Source organism: Streptomyces sp. RLA123 (assembly GCF_056270165.1).
This window is the reverse complement of the sequence record NZ_JBWDOR010000003.1, coordinates 6189306-6204418: the sequence shown is the minus strand read 5'-3', so window position 1 is coordinate 6204418 and position 15113 is coordinate 6189306. Positions and strand designations below refer to the sequence as shown.

The 15113-nt window shown below is 73.1% G+C and carries 11 protein-coding genes and 2 pseudogenes; 10 read left to right on the top strand and 3 right to left on the bottom strand.

Annotation, left to right across the window (positions count from 1 at the left end; translation table 11 throughout):
- Positions 1 to 88: 88 nt before the first annotated feature.
- Positions 89 to 1759, top strand: a complete 1671-nt coding sequence (locus RV983_RS28310) for a serine/threonine-protein kinase (RefSeq protein WP_475988543.1) — start codon at positions 89 to 91, stop codon at positions 1757 to 1759.
- Positions 1760 to 1815: 56 nt separating this feature from the next.
- Here RV983_RS28310 and RV983_RS28305 read toward each other — a convergent pair.
- Positions 1816 to 2606 (bottom strand): annotated as a pseudogene (locus RV983_RS28305) (SGNH/GDSL hydrolase family protein).
- A 277-nt stretch (positions 2607 to 2883) separates the two neighbouring features.
- Between RV983_RS28305 and RV983_RS28300 the strand changes: the two are divergent.
- The 7 genes from RV983_RS28300 to RV983_RS28270 all read left to right on the top strand — a co-directional run bounded on the left by RV983_RS28300 (position 2884) and on the right by RV983_RS28270 (position 11505).
- Positions 2884 to 3288, top strand: coding sequence for a hypothetical protein (locus tag RV983_RS28300; protein WP_475988542.1), 405 nt, complete (start codon positions 2884 to 2886; stop codon positions 3286 to 3288).
- A 1-nt stretch (position 3289) separates the two neighbouring features.
- On the top strand, positions 3290 to 4387 hold the full coding sequence (locus tag RV983_RS28295; RefSeq protein WP_475988541.1) for a GNAT family N-acetyltransferase: 1098 nt from the start codon (positions 3290 to 3292) through the stop codon (positions 4385 to 4387).
- Between the two features lie 498 nt (positions 4388 to 4885).
- Entirely contained in the window at positions 4886 to 5683 is a 798-nt protein-coding gene (locus tag RV983_RS28290) for a glycosyltransferase family 2 protein (RefSeq protein WP_475988540.1), read from the top strand.
- The gene (locus RV983_RS28285; RefSeq protein WP_475988539.1) at positions 5680 to 6633 is read left to right on the top strand and encodes a glycosyltransferase family 2 protein; all 954 of its coding nucleotides are present in this window, start codon (positions 5680 to 5682) and stop codon (positions 6631 to 6633) included. The genes RV983_RS28290 and RV983_RS28285 overlap by 4 nt, the downstream gene beginning before the upstream one ends.
- A 52-nt stretch (positions 6634 to 6685) precedes the next feature.
- Complete coding sequence (locus RV983_RS28280) at positions 6686 to 7510, top strand: polysaccharide deacetylase family protein (RefSeq protein WP_475988538.1); 825 nt, start codon at positions 6686 to 6688, stop codon at positions 7508 to 7510.
- Positions 7503 to 11219 carry a lipopolysaccharide biosynthesis protein gene (locus RV983_RS28275; RefSeq protein ID WP_475988537.1) on the top strand — a complete coding sequence of 1239 codons (3717 nt, stop codon included), beginning with the start codon at positions 7503 to 7505 and terminating at the stop codon, positions 11217 to 11219. The genes RV983_RS28280 and RV983_RS28275 overlap by 8 nt, the downstream gene beginning before the upstream one ends.
- 82 nt (positions 11220 to 11301) lie before the next feature.
- Positions 11302 to 11505: a hypothetical protein gene (locus RV983_RS28270; RefSeq protein WP_475988536.1), complete on the top strand. Its 204-nt coding sequence runs from the start codon at positions 11302 to 11304 to the stop codon at positions 11503 to 11505.
- 24 nt (positions 11506 to 11529) lie between these two features.
- Here the strand turns inward: RV983_RS28270 and RV983_RS28265 are convergent.
- A pseudogene (locus RV983_RS28265) lies at positions 11530 to 12958 on the bottom strand (GH39 family glycosyl hydrolase).
- A gap of 113 nt (positions 12959 to 13071) precedes the next feature.
- Between RV983_RS28265 and RV983_RS28260 the strand changes: the two are divergent.
- On the top strand, positions 13072 to 14193 hold the full coding sequence (locus tag RV983_RS28260) for a DUF5925 domain-containing protein (protein WP_475990484.1): 1122 nt from the start codon (positions 13072 to 13074) through the stop codon (positions 14191 to 14193).
- 8 nt (positions 14194 to 14201) lie between these two features.
- Complete coding sequence (locus tag RV983_RS28255) at positions 14202 to 14702, top strand: RNA methyltransferase (protein WP_475988535.1); 501 nt, start codon at positions 14202 to 14204, stop codon at positions 14700 to 14702.
- Between the two features lie 10 nt (positions 14703 to 14712).
- Here RV983_RS28255 and RV983_RS28250 read toward each other — a convergent pair whose 3' ends face one another.
- Positions 14713 to 15087, bottom strand: coding sequence for a GntR family transcriptional regulator (locus RV983_RS28250; protein WP_475988534.1), 375 nt, complete (start codon positions 15085 to 15087; stop codon positions 14713 to 14715).
- Positions 15088 to 15113: the final 26 nt, after the last annotated feature.

Below are 15113 nucleotides of genomic sequence, written 5' to 3'. Positions count from 1 at the left end.
CGGCGAGGGAGGTTCCCGTCGAAAGGGTTCGCACAGGCGGAAGTTCGGTCATGCTGGGCAGCGGTCGCGATGAAGGGGGGAGCCGCCGATGACACGGGTCGTGGCGGAGCGCTACCGGTTGATCGGCGAACTCGGGCGCGGCGGCATGGGCGTGGTCTGGCTCGCCCGTGACGAGCTGCTGGGCCGCGAGGTGGCGATCAAGGAGGTCAAGGCGCCGGCCGGGTTCGACGAGCGCGACACCGCCCGCCTCTACGCGAGGCTGGAGCAGGAGGGCCGCGCCGCCGCCCGGGTGGAGCACCCGAACGTCGTCAAGGTCTACGACGTGGCGATGGCGGACGGCAACCCGTGGATCGTCATGGAACTGATCCGCGGCCTGACGCTGGCCGACGTCCTCGACGCCGAGGGCCCCATGGCACTGCGCAGGGCGGCGGACATCGGGGCGAAGGTGCTGGCCGCGCTGCGGGTGGCGCACACCGCCGGTGTGCTGCACCGCGACGTCAAGCCCGGCAATGTGCTGATCGGCAATGACGGCCGGGTGGTGCTCACCGACTTCGGCATCGCGATGATCGAGGGCACCTCGGCGCTCACCCGCACCGGCGAACTGGTCGGCTCGCCCGAGTACCTGGCGCCGGAGCGCGCGCTGGGTCGCCGCCCCGGCCCGGCGTCCGATCTGTGGTCGCTGGGCGTGCTGCTGTACGTCGCGGTGGAGGGCGGTTCGCCCTTCCGGCGCGACACGGCGCTGAGCACGATGCGCGCCGTGGTGGACGAACCGTTGCCGCCGCCCCGGCGGGCGGGCCCGCTCGGGCCGGTGATCGCGGGGCTGCTGGAGAAGGACCCGGCCGCCCGGCTCCCCGCCGCGGAGGCGCAGCGGCAGCTGGACGCCGTGGCGGCCGGCCGCTCACCGGGACCGGGCCAGGTCGCCGCGGCCTACGCGCCGACCGAGGCCGCCCTGACGGTCACCGCGCCGCAGCCGGTCCGGGACCGGCAGCGGGACCGCACGCCGGTGCGCACGACGCCCCTCGGTCCGCCCCCGCCCGACGAACCGCCGGCCGCCGCTACGCCGGAGCGGCCCCGACGGGCGGCCGTGGCGCTGGCGGCGGGGGTGCTCGCCCTGGCGCTGGGAGCGGGCGGGGCGGCCTACGCGCTCCTGAACGACGAAGGGGGCGGTGCGGCCGGTTCCGGGTCGACCGCGACGGGGACGACAGGGGGTGTCAACGACGCGGACGTGTCCTCCCCCGCGGTGACGACGGACGGCAGTGCCTCCTCGCCGCCCGCCTCCTCCCCGGGCGGCGCCACCGGTCCGGCCTCGCCCACGGACGGCCACGGCCCGGGCTCGGGGACGTCCTCCGGCACATCGCACACGCCGGTCCGGGTGAACGTCCATGTCTCCGTCCACGCGGTACGGGACGGTTACACGGGCGCCTGCCCGCCGCCGGAGGCGCAGGCGCCGGCGTTCTCCGCGGTCGTGACGGTCGACCGGACCCCTGCGACGGTCGGCTACCGCTGGCGGACGGGGAGCGGGACCGGCGGGGACCCAGGATGGCGGACGCTCGACTTCCCGGCGGGCGGGGACACCAGCCGTACGGTCGAGTACGTCGAGCTGTCCAACGAAACGGACGCCACGCACGAGGACTCGATGACGGTGGAGATCGGCAGTCCGGTGGCGGTGGAGTCGGAACGCATCCCGTTCACCGTCACCTGCCGTACGACGTCCCCGTCGCCGTCCCCGTCCCCCACGGGCACAGCCGCCTCTCCGTGAACGCGCGGAGGGGCCGGGCGGGCGCCCGGACCCCTCCGGCATGCGTGCGCCGCGGGTCACGCGGCCGCGGTGAACACCGGGAGGTAGCCGCCGGACTGGCCGGAGGCGGTGGGGTGGTACGACTCGTAGACCGGGATGGTCAGGCTGTGCAGCCACTCCGATCCGGCGCAGAGCTCATGGCCGGTGAAGGCGCCGCGCACATCGGCGAAGGCGAAGCCGTGGTCGGCGGCGCGCTTGGCGGTGACGGTGTCGAGGAGGTCGGCGGCCTCGTTGATGGCCCTGCGCTTGGCCTTGCCGAGGCCGATGCAGGAGGTACCGAGCTTGTAGAAGTGGGGGTACCCGACGACGACCACGCGGGCCGCGGGTGCCCGGGAAACGATGGCGTCGTAGAGAGCGTCCAGCCGGGCCGGGAGCCGGTTCTCGATGTCGTCGCGTGCCTGGTCGATCCGGCTCAGGCACGCGCTGGACACGCTGAGCAGGCAGGTGGTCATGACGTCGACGAATCCCGCGTCGTTGCCGCCGCGGTGATGCTGACCAAGGTCGTGGAGGCATTCAGCGGGCCGAGCTGACGGTTGAGCACATCGGTGATGGTGGCGCCGGAACAGGCGGTGAAAGAGAACCCGGACGGAGTATGGGCGTTGGCCCACAGCCGGGGGTACGCCCTGCCGCTGCGGTAGCAGCCGCCGCTGGAGCCGTCGTATCTCCCGGAGCCGACGCCCGCGGCGTAGGAGTCGCCGAGGGCCACATACACGGGGCCTGCGGCGTCTGCCGGGCCGGCACCGGTCAGAGCGAGTGCGGCGGTGAGGACGAGCGCGGACGCGGCCGACGCGAAACGGGACAGTCTCATGGAAAACCCCTTAGCAGGATCTCCGCCGCATCGCGCGCACGGCGGACATCCCGCCAGGATGCGGGCATGTGACGCACCGCCGGACCGCCGCCGGCGCGGTGCCGCCCGACCGTTCCGAACAAACTACCGCGCCCCGGCGGGCAGTTCGGGGGAAATCGTCCGGCTCTGCCCGGCCCGGGCTGGACGGCCGCTTCTCCCCCCCTCTTCCTTGACGTCCGCGCCCGAATTGAGCGACATTGAACATCTGCATCCGGCGTTTTGGGGGGCAAAGTCGCCAATGCAACCACCGCACACAGACAATGCATCCGGTTACCCGATCGGCAAGGAATCACTTCCCCTGCTCGCGGGCGCCGCCGTGGGAGTCGGCGGGGTCGGCGCGGTGCTCGCGCTCGCGGACATCGCCTCGCCCGTCCGGGCGCCGTTCACCTTCTTCTTCCTGCTCGCCGCACCCGCCGTGGCACTCGCCGCCGGGTTGCGCGGCCTCGACCCGCTCAGCCGGGCGGTCGTCGCCGCCGGGGGCACCGTCGTGATCGACCTGCTCGTGGCGCAAGGCATGCTCGCGCTGCACATGTGGTCGGTGCGCGGCGGAGTCGCCGTCGTCGCGGCGGTGAGTGCCGCGCTGTTCCTGCTGCCGCTCCTGCGGCGGTCCCGAGGCCGGGCCGAGAGAAGGCGGACTCCGTAAAGTGGACATCACCGTTTACCGCCCCGGCGAGCTCACCGCCGCCGACCGGGCGGCGTGGACACGTGTGCAGAGCCAGGCGGTCGCCATGGGCAGCCCGCAACTGGGCAATCCCTTCCTGTCACCCGGCTTCACCTTCGCCGTGGCCCATCACCACCGGGGCGTACGCGTCGCGGTGGCCCGCGAGGACGGCGACCCGGTCGCCTTCTTCCCGTTCCAGCGCTCGGCGGCCGGCGTGGGCCGGGCGATCGGGCTGGGGCTCTCGGACTGTCAGGGGCTCGTGCACCGGCCGGGGTTCCAGTGGGACGCCCGGGAGCTGCTGCGCGCCTGCGGGCTGGCCGTCTGGGAGTTCGACCACCTCGTGGAGGGCCAGAAGCCCTTCGAAGAGGGGGCGACCGGTACGTACGCCTCGCCCGTGATGGACGTCGAACACGGTTACGAGGCGTATCTCGGCCATCTTCGCAGCCACTCGCCCAAGTTCGTGCGCACGACGCTCGCCAAGGAGCGCAAGCTCGGCCGGGACGTAGGCGAGGTGCGCTACGTGCACGACGAGCGCGATGTCGGCGCGCTGCGCACGCTCATGAACTGGAAGTCGGCGCAGTACCGAAGAACCGGGCGCAGCGACCGCTTCGCGCGGCCCTGGATCGTCGACCTGGTGGAGCATCTCTTCCACACCCGCGAGGAGTCCTTCAGCGGCCTGCTGTCGGTGCTGTACGCGGGCGACCGGCCGATCGCCGCCCACTTCGGGATGCGTACGCCGGCGGTGCTGGCGTGCTGGTTCCCGGCGTACGACCCGCAGTTCTCGAAGTACTCGCCGGGGCTGGTGCTCCATCTGCGGATGGCGGAGGGCGCGGCGGCCGACGGGGTGGCCCATCTCGACCTCGGGCGCGGCCACAAGGAGTACAAGGAGTCCCTGAAGACTCGCGACCTGACCGTCTCCGAGGGCTGGGTGACCCGGCCGCACCCGGTGGCGCTCGGCCATCGCGCCCGGCGTGCGCCGGTGCGCGCCCTGCGCAACGCGGTCACGGCACATCCCGTGCTGCGCGAGCCGGCCGACCGATTCCTCAAGCGTGTGGGGCGGTTGCGCGCCGGTGCGCGATAACGGACATTGCGTCACAGGGATGATCAATGGTGTCCAACATCGTGGATCGGTGCCGATCGGGACTGATCAGCATTCACCAGGGCCCATCGGGATTGATCAGGACTCATTAGGACCGACCAGGACGACTATCCGCCAATTCCATGAAACGGTATTCACTCTCACGAGACTTGCCATAGAGTTCCAACCGGCAATACCGTCATACATCCACCCGCATCGACCTGTTATGGGCGGCTGAAGGGGAGGGCCAGACAGTCGCGACAGGAAGATCGCGGGGCGCGGTAGGGGGGTGCCGTGCTCGGTCACCGGGACGTGTGTGCCGAGTCGCGAGCCGCGCGGCCAGTCACGCATGTCCACTCACCCGGCACGCCAGCACATGGGACGCCGTCATGCCCTGCATGCACGGATTCCCGGGCGGGGTGAGACAACCCCCCTTTCGAACCGGCACACCAGAGGGCGCCCGGGACGGGCGACCCACCGGACGAGAGGGAAAACTGACTCATGAGCTCGTCTCTGCGCCCGGCAGTCACCGGGCACGCGCAGACAGCCGCGGTCCTGGCGCCGGACCATTTCACGCCGGTCTCCGCGCACTTGGCGATCGCTCCGCTCGTCAGCGTGGTCATTCCGGCGATGAACGAGGCCGAGAACCTGCCGCACGTCTTCGCCACCCTGCCGTCGTGGATCCACGAAGTGGTCCTCGTCGACGGGAACTCCACGGACGACACCATCGGGGTCGCCCGTGAACTGCGGCCGGACGTGCGGATCGTGCCGCAGACAGGCAAGGGCAAGGGCGATGCCCTGATCAGCGGTTTCGCCGCCTGCACCGGCGAGATCATCGTGATGGTGGACGCCGACGGCTCGGCGGACGGGTCGGAGATCGTCTCCTATGTGTCCGCCCTCGTCGGGGGGGCCGACTTCGCCAAGGGCTCGCGCTTCGCCAACGGCGGCGGCACGGACGACATGACCCCGATCCGCAAGCTCGGCAACCGCGTCCTGTGCGCCGTGGTCAACGCCAAGTTCGGGGCCCGCTACACCGATCTGTGCTACGGCTACAACGCGTTCTGGCGGCACTGCCTGGACAAGATCACGCTGGACTGCACCGGCTTCGAGGTCGAGACCCTGATGAACATCAGAGTCGTGACGGCCGGCCTGAAGGTGCAGGAGATCCCCAGCCACGAGTACGTGCGCATCCACGGCGTCAGCAACCTGCGCGCGGTGCGCGACGGGTTACGGGTGCTGAAGGTCATCGTGCAGGAGAAGAACGAGCGCCGCGCCGCACGCCGCAAGGACGCGCGGTGACCGGACGGACCCCGGTCTCCGTGGTGATCTGCGTCTACACCGAGGACCGCTGGGGCGACATCCTCGCCGCCGTGGCCTCGGTGGGGGCGCAGAGCCTGGCCGCCCACGAGGTGCTGCTGGTCGTCGACCACAACCCCGCGCTCCGGGGGCGGCTGGAGGAGCACTATGCCGGAACCCCGGTGCGGGTGCTCGCCAACGCCGGGCCGCGCGGTCTGTCGGCCGGCCGCAACACCGGGATCGAGGCGTCCACCGGCGAGGCCGTCGCCTTCCTCGACGACGACGCGGTCGCCGAACGGGACTGGCTGCACTGGTTCGCCGACGCACTTGAGGACCCGCAGGTCATGGGCATCGGCGGGCGCACCCGCCCGGTGTGGGCCTCCGGGCGCCGGCCGCGCTGGTTCCCCGAGGAGTTCGACTGGGTGGTGGGCGCCTCCTACCGGGGCCAGCCGCCCGGCCGGGCCCCGGTGCGCAACGTCCTCGGCGGCAACGCCGCGTTCCGCCGCACCGCCTTCGACATCGCGGGCGGCTTCGCGACCGGCATCGGGCGCGACGGCGACAAACGACCGCTGGGCTGCGAGGAGACGGAGTTCTGCATCCGGCTCGCGCAGGCCGAGCCCGGCACGCTGCTGCTCATCGACGACCGCGCCGTGATCTGGCACCGCGTCCCCGCCGCCCGGGAGCGCTTCGCCTACTTCCGCACCCGCTGCTACGCCGAGGGGTTGTCCAAGGCGCTGGTCACCCGCAGCGTCGGCACCGAGGCGGGCCTGGAGACCGAACGACGGTACGCCACACGCGTCCTGCCGGCCGGCGCCGCGCGCGGACTGCGCGACGCCCTGCGCGGCCGCCCCGGCGGCGCCGGGCGGGCCGGCGCCATCGTGACCGGCGTGGCGACGACGGCGGCCGGGTATGCCGTCGCCCGACTGCGCACCCGGGGGGAGGCCATGCCGTGAGACCGGCCGTTCCCCTGCCGTCCGTCCACCGCACACCGGGAGGTGCTCTCGTATGACCGAGTACGACGGACGGCGGGACGGCCCCGTGCCGATCCTGATGTACCACGCCGTCACCGACACGCCTGCCCGGCCGACCCGGGGGCTGTCCGTGACCCCCGCGGCCTTCGCCGCGCAGATGGCGCTGCTCGGGGACCGCGGCTTCACCCCGCTCGGCACGTCCGCCCTGGCGGCCGCCTGGCGCGAGGGGCGGGCGCTGCCGCGCCGCCCGGTGCTGATCACCTTCGACGACGGCTACGAGGGTGTGCACCGGCATGCCCTCCCCGTACTGAAGGGGCTCGGCTTCACCTCGACGCTCTTCGTCTCCACCGGCTGGCTGCGCGGCGCGTACGAGGTGCCGGGCGCGGCGCTGGACACCATGCTCGACTGGGACCAGGTGCGCGAACTGCGCGACGCCGGCACCGAGATCGGCGGGCACAGCCACACCCATCCGCAGCTGGACCAACTCGGCGACAAGCGGCTCTGGTTCGAGCTGCTGCGGTGCCGGGAGATCCTCCACGACGAACTGGGCGCGCCACCGTCCTCGTTCGCCTACCCGTACGGCTACTCCACCCGCCGGGTGCGGCAGGCCGTGCGCACGGCCGGCTTCGGCTCCGCGCTCGCCGTGGGCAACGCCCTCGCCGACCCGCGACGCCAGAGCCCCTATGCGCTGGCCCGGGTGACGGTCCGCCGCGGCACGGGGATCGAGGAGTTCGAGCGGCTGGTCGAAGGGCGCGCCGTCGCCCGTGATCTCGCGGCGGACCGGGTACTGACCCAGGGGTACTCCCTGGTGCGCAGAGCCCGCCGGGGTGTGCGGAAGGTGCGCGAGAGCGGTGTCTGAGACGACCACGACGTCAACCACGCCCGCAGCACCCGGGGAACCGGCTCCCGGGCAGACGCCCGCCGTCGAGGCGCCCGGTGATCCCGGATCCGCGTCCGGCGCCGACAAGCGCGGCGGGAACCAGCTGTTCCGCAACGCCTACGCGCTGATGCTCAACACCGGTGTCTCCGCGGTGCTCGGCCTGGGCTACTGGCTGGTCGCGGCCCGCTACTACACCGAGGACGCGGTCGGTCAGGGCTCGGCGGCGATCGCCGCCATGAAGTTCCTCGCGGGCCTGACCGCGGTGACCCTCACCGGGGCCCTCGCCCGCTTCATCCCGGTCTCGGGGCGGCGCACCGGGCGCCTGATCTTCGGCACGTACACGGGGAGTTCCGCGATCGTCGCCTTCGCCGCGGCGGCCTTCCTGCTCACCCTGGACTTCTGGGGCCCCTCGTACCGCTTCCTGCACGGCACGGCCAACGGGCTCGGTTTCATCGCGGCGGTCGTCGGCTGGTCGCTGCTGACGCTCCAGGACGGGGTGCTGACCGGGCTGCGCCGGGCGGTGTGGGTTCCCGTCGGCAACACCGTCTTCTCCGCGGCGAAACTGGCACTGCTGGTGGGCATCGCGGCGGCTGTCCCGACGGCCGGCGTGTTCGTGTCCTGGGTCGCCGCCATCGGCCTGTCGGTGGTGCCGCTGGGCTGGCTGGTCTTCCGCCGGCTGGTGCCCCGGCACGTCAAGGCCACGGCGGAGACCATCGAGCCGCCGACGGCCCGTCAGATGGGCCGCTTCGTCGCCGGTGACGCCACCGGCTCGTTCTTCGCACTCGCCGTGGTGTATCTCGTCCCGGTCATCGTCGCCTCGCAGATCTCCTCCGCGGACAACGCGTACTTCTACATCACCATGACGATCGGCGGCACGATCGACCTGCTCGCGATCAACATGGGGTCCTCGCTGACCGTCGAGGGCGCCCACGACCCCAGCCGGATCGCCGAGAACTGCCGGGCGGCGCTGCGCCGGATGGCCAAGATCATGGTGCCGATCACGCTCGTCATGGGCGTCTTCGCGCCGCAGATCCTCGGCGTGTTCGGTGACGGCTACGCGCAGGAGGGCGCGCCGCTGCTGCGGCTGCTGGCGCTGTGCTCGCTGACCCGTGTGCTGATCGAGGTCTACTTCGGCATCCTGCGGGCGCAGAGCCGCACCGGCCTGCTGGCCTTCCTTCAGGGGCTGCTGTGCCTGCTGGTGCTGGCGCTCACCCTCGCGCTGCTGGGGCCGCTGGGCATCACCGGGGCCGGGTGGGCCGAGCTGGGCAGCCTGGTGGTGATCGCGGTGGTCGCCGTCTTCGGGCTGCGGCCGCTGGTCACCGCACCCGCTGCTGCCCCGCAGCCGTCCGCCGTGCCCGAGGCCGGGACATACGAGGCGGACACCACCGGGCCCGCGCCCGAGCAGACGGCCGCGGCGGGCGAGGACCTGGAGATCGTCTACGGCACGCGCTGGGCGCGTGCCGCCGCGCTGGACAGCGACACCCTCCAACTGGGCGTCCACCTCGACTTCGACCACCCCGAGCGGCGCCCCTGGGTGACGCCGCCGCAGGGGACCGCGATCCCGGAACTTCCCGCGCCGCGCGCGGAGAAGTCCCTGACGCCCGCGACACCCTCCCCGGCATCCGGACCACCGCAGGAGCCCCCGGCCGAGCCCCCGGCAAAAGCCCCGGTGCCGCCCGAGGTTCCCACCGGCTTCCGGGCCCGACTGCCGGGGCTCGGGGTCTGGGGTCTGCTGGTGACCGCGCTGGCCCTGTACTGGCTTCCGCTCACCGGCATGGACGACGCCTCGCTCGACGCGATGAACGGCCTGGGCCTGATCTCCGTGCTCCCGCCGGCGACCCTGGCCGGGGCGGCGCTGCTGGTGGTGGCCTTCGCGGCCGGCCTGTGGCTGCGCGCGCCGCGCCGGTGGCTGCTGCTGGCGATCCTGCTGGCGACGGTGGTGTCCCTGCACGCCTTGCCCGCGGTACTGGAGGAGCAGCCGCGGTTCGCGACCGCGTGGCAGCACGCGGGCTTCATCGACTACATCGGCCGTACCGGGGACGCCGCGCCCGACATGGACGCCCGCTTCTCCTGGCCCGGCTTCTTCGCCGCGGTCACCTTCGTCACCCGCGCCAGCGGGCTCACCGACCTCACCGAGGTGCTGCGCTGGTGGCCGCTGGCCGTGGAACTGCTGTACCTGGCGCCGCTGATGCTGCTGCTGCGCGCGGTGCGCGCGGGATGGCGCGCGAAGTGGTGCGCGGTGTGGATGTTCGCCCTGTGCGGCTGGGTGGGGCAGGACTACTTCTCCCCGCAGTCCCTCAACTACCTGATCTACCTGCTCTTCGCGGCCGTGCTCCTGGTCTGGTTCCGGTCCCCGGCGGCGCCGCGCGGCAAACTGCTGCCCGGCGAGGCCGAGGTCGCCCCGACGGGCCGGACCGACCGGGCGGTGCTGCTGGCCCTGCTGGTGGCGCTGTTCGCGGCGTCGGTGGTGAGCCACCAGCTCACCCCCTTCGTCATGCTGGGGGTGCTGGCCTTCCTCGTGCTCGTCCGGCGGTCGACACCGCTCGGGCTGCCGGTGCTGTGCGGGGTGCTGCTGATCGGATGGATCTGCTACCTCGCCGAACCGTACTGGTCGGGCCACTTCGACGAGCTGTTCGGCGGCGTGGGCTCGCTCGGCGGCAATGTGTCCTCCAGCGTCTCCGGACGCATCGAAGGCGGCAGCACGGTGCACAAGCTGGTGCTCTACGTGCGGATCGCCCTGGCGGGCGGCGTGATGGCGCTCGCGGCGGCCGGCTGGCTGCGCCGCCGCTGGGCCGGGATCAACGACCTGGCCCTGCTGGTGCTGCTGGTCGTGCCGTTCCTCGGCTTCGGCATGCAGTCCTACGGCGGCGAGATGGCCCTGCGCGTGTTCCTGTTCGCGCTGCCGGGGGCCGCCGTCCTGGGCGCGCTCGCGTTCTTCCCGCGGTCCTCCTCGGACCGCGGGTGGCGCGGGCCGGCCGCGGCGCTGCTGGCCGGCTGGGTGCTGATCGCGGGCTTCCTGGTCGCCCGGTGGGGCAACGAGCCGTTCGAGCGGGTCCGCACAGGCGAGGTCGCGGCAATGGAGTACGTGTACGCGCACGACAAGCCGACCGCCCGCCTGGTGTGGCTCAGCACCGACCCGGTGAACGACGTGACGCCGGCCCTGCCGTGGAACGCCCGGGACATGGAACGGGTGACGTACGTGCCGGTCCTGGCCCCGCGCGACCCGGTACTGGTCGATCCGCTGGTCAAGGCGCTCCAGGACGCGGGACCGAACTCGTACCTGATGGTCTCGCGCGGCCAGGACGCCTATCTCCAGTTGGACGCCGGATTCTCCGGGACCTGGCCCGCCAAGCTGCTGCGCTCCCTCGACGCGCGGACCGAACTGCGGCCGGTGCTGAGCAACGAGGACGCGACCGTCTACGAACTGCGCGAGCAGCCGGCCGGCTGGGAGGCGGCGCAACCGCGGCCCGGCCGGGTCTTCCCCGTTGTGACATGGAACACCTGGACGGCGGCGGGCGTGCTCGCCGGCGTCTCGCTGCTGGTGCTGCTCGGCGCCCGCGAGCTGGCCCGGGTCATCCTGCCGGAGGCCAGGCGACGACGCGGCATGCGCTGGTCGTTGGTGGCGGCCGCGCCGCTGCTGCTGGTGTTCCTGGCGGCGACGGCGGTCCGTTTCCTCACCCTGAGCTGACCGGCCGCCTCCCCGCCCCGGGAACAGCCCCGGGAACACCGCGCCGCCACGCGACGTTCCCGGGGCCAAGGAGGTGCGAGCAATGGCGCACAAGGAGAACGAGACGACCCCGCAGCCGCAGGGCACGGCACCGGACACGGCGGCGCAGGCCCGGCAGGCCCGCTTCGGCCGGCTGCCGGCGCGCGTCCGCCCGCAGGACACGGTCCCCGGGGTCCTGGCCACGGTCCACGACCCGGACCGCGACGCCTACAACCCGGACGAGTGGCTGGTCCGCAACGTCGTCTGACGCCGGCCGCGGCCCCAGCCCGCCCTACCGGTCACGGCCGAGCCAGTGGATGCCGTAGGCGGGCAGGTCGAAGGCCCGGCCGTCCACCTTCGCCCGGATCGGGCGGCCGAGGACGTTGACGACGAGCACCGCCCGGTCGTCGGCGAGCACCCGCACATTGGGCCGGTCGTCCTCGGCGACGGACACGGTGCGAAAGCGCGTTCCCGGCGGGAAGGCGGCGGCGAAGCGGCGCAGCAGGTCCATCATGGGCAGCTGCTCGCCACCGCCGGGCGGACAGTTCGGTGCTGGTCCACAGGCATCCCGGGCACGACCTGCCGCGCTCCTGGGGATTCCAGTAGAACGCCGCGTCGGCGCCGCCGCGGGCGAGCTCCATCATGGCGGCGGCCTGGACGGCGGTGCGGTGCCGTTCGTCCCAGCCGGTCGGCTTCCCGTCCGGCTCGACGTACCACTCGGCCCACCACAGGGGCAGGCCGCCGCTGCGACGCTTCAGCCAGCGGCCGACGGCGGCGAACTTCTCGGTGGCGGCGAACTCGTCGGGTACCAGGGAATCGTCACGGTTGGTGCTGGAGCCGTCGGCGACCAGGAAGTCCGCGCCGGCCTTGTGGCGCAGCCAGTAGTCGACGGCGTCGAGGACCCGCCGGTCGGCCGCGCCCCAGGGGCCCTTGAGGGTGCCGGAGGCGTCGCCGTTGCCGTCGTCGCCGGGGGCGAAGCTGTCCATGACGAGGTAGGGGCCACCGACGAGATTGTCCGGATTCACCTTCTTCACGGCCCGGTACACGCGGTTGTACAGGTCGGTGTAGCCCTCGTAGTCCCAGCGCTGCTCGCCGTCGTTCCAGAAGCCCTTGAACTCGTTCCAGACGATGAAGTGCCGCACGTCCGGATAGCGGCGGGCGACGGTGGCGGCGAGGGCCGCGAAGTCGTCGAAGTGGTCGCGGGTGGGGGCGACCTCCAGCCGTGACCAGTCGGTCCCGGCGCCGGGCGCGCCGCCCTTCATCCAGTCCGGGGCGCAGCACAGCGTGATCACGGGGGTGCCGCCGCTGGCCCGGATGAGGTCGATGCGGTCGTCGAGCTCGCCGAAGTCGTACTTCCCCGGCGATGGTTCGGGGTTGTCGGCGCCCCAGCCCATGATCGCCTGGTCCTGGGGCAGCGACCGCTCGGAGAGCAGTCCGGCAGCCGCCTGCTTGGCCGGGCGTTCGCCGTGGTCGGCGCTGTACTCGGTGTGGGTCAGGCCGAATCCCAGCTCGGCGGCGGGCTTTCCGGTGGGCGTGCCGGACGGGCTGTGCACCCCGGCGTCCGACCCGGCGCTGCCGCGCCCGCCGTCGCCCGTACCGCCCCGTAGGTCGCACGTCGTCAGCAGCAGCGCCAGCGCGACCACACCGATCCCCAGAAGCGCGGTGATGCCTCGCCGCCCCGCCCCCGGTACTTTCGCACGAACGTCCCCATGGCGTCCCATCACCAGCCAGGGTAACCGCCGCGTTGCCCGGATCGGACGGGTTTCACCGGGGGTTCAACGGGATTGCGCCGCTCCGCGAAAACCCTGTGCGCGTGCGGAGCACGTGCCGGATCATGAGCGTCATGCCCGACGCAACGCCCCCGCATCGCGCCCTGTCCATCCGTCTCGGCATGAACGACGACGACTCGCCGTCCGACGCCATCGACGCCCTGTTCCTCAGCCGCTTCGTCACCGGCGAGCAGCCGTACTCGCGCGGCTCCTCCGTGGAGCGGGTCAAGTCGGGGCTGACCCTGCTGCCGGTCGGGGCCGAAGTGCTGCGCGCGGCGCGCGACAAGGACCGCGGCGCCACCCTCGCCGAGGGCGAGGGCTGGACGATCCTGGTCTCCCGCTGGCACCACCGCGCGGACGTGACGGTCACCGCCGTGAGCGAGGAGCTCGCGCAGCGCGTGCTGGCCGAGGCCGTCGAGGACGCCGAGGACCAGCCCGAACCGCAGCCCGACGACGTCACCATGGGCTTCTGGTACGTGGCGCCGCGCCGCGGGCCGCACCGCATCACCCGTCAGATCAGCGCCGCGCCCTGGGACGACGTCCGGGACAACTACACCGCGCCGGTGGCCGAGGCGGTGGACGGGCTGATGAAGCTCACCGCGGACGACATCAGCGGCCGCCTGCTGCTCCTGCACGGCCCGCCGGGCACCGGCAAGACCTCCGCGCTGCGCACCCTGGCCCGCGCGTGGCGGGACTGGTGCCAGGTGGACTGCGTGCTCGACCCCGAGGTGCTCTTCAACGACGTCGGGTACCTGATGGAGATCGCCATCGGCGAGGACGACGCCGAGGGGCCCGGCCGCTGGCGGCTGCTGCTCCTGGAGGACTGCGACGAACTCATCCGCGGCCAGGCCAAGCACCAGACGGGCCAGGCGCTGTCCCGGCTGCTCAACCTGACCGACGGGCTGCTCGGCCAGGGGCGGAACGTCCTGGTCGGCATCACCACCAACGAGGACCTCGAGCGCCTGCACCCGGCGGTGGTCCGTCCCGGGCGCTGCCTGGCCCGTATCGAGGTCGGCCCGCTGACCCGCGCCGAGGCCACCGACTGGCTCGGCACGTCGGAGGGTGTCGGCCGCGAAGGTGCCACGCTGGCCGAGCTGTACGCGCTGCGCCGCGGCGCGGGCTCCGCTGGCGGCCCCGTGCTCCCCGCCCAGACCCCGGCCTCCCCCTCGGGCGGCCTCTACCTCTGATGCCGCGGATGCGGTCCCGCACCGGTGCCGGACTGCGGCGCGGCCGCCGCCCCCGGACGCACGGCTGCCGGGACCACCTCTACGCGGCGCCCCTGCGGCCGCTGCACGGCGCGAACCCGGGCACGCCGCTGCGTACCTGCGACGCGGTCGGGGCGTGCCTGGTCGTGCCGCGCTTCCCCTGGGTGCCGCGGGCGCCGGCCCGCGGCACCACGCTGCGGCGCCCTCCTTGCCTGCACTGGACCGGCGACCCGCTGGACCGGCTCCAGCGGCAGCGCGCCCGCGGGGCGCACATCGTGGGGGCCGACCCGGCCGACGAGGCCCTACGGCCGGACCTGCGGGCCGCGCGGCGCACCGCGGTCGCCGTCCTGGGACACGAGCGGCACGGCATCCCGCCGGAGGCGCTCGACCTGCTCGACCTGCTCGACGAGAACCCGAAGGTGGGGACGGGGGCCGGCCTCGATGTCGCGGTCGCGGGCTGGCCGGCGCTCTACAACTCGCCGGGCTGCTGAGCGGGACGCGCTACGCCTCGTACACGGCGCGCAGCGCGTCCCGCACGGCGGCCTCGGCGGCGGCGCGGTCCAGGCCGAGGCGGTGGGCGCGCTCGGCATAGGCCGTCGCGGCGGTGGCCGCCTCGCGGTCGGCGGCGTCGCCCGCGGCCGCGACGAACGTGCCGTTGCGGCCGCGGGTCTCGATCACGCCGTCCGACTCCAGGGCGCGGTACGCCTTGGCCACGGTGTTGGCGGCCAGGCCGAGTTCGTCGGCGAGCCCGCGCACCGTCGGCAGCCGGTAGCCGACCGGGAGCGTTCCGGAGCGTGCCTGGTCGGCGATCTGGGCGCGCAGTTGCTCGAACGGCGCGGCGGCCGCGTTCGGACGGATGACGATCTTCAGGCTCATCTGTTTTCTCCCAGGAGGCCCGGGCC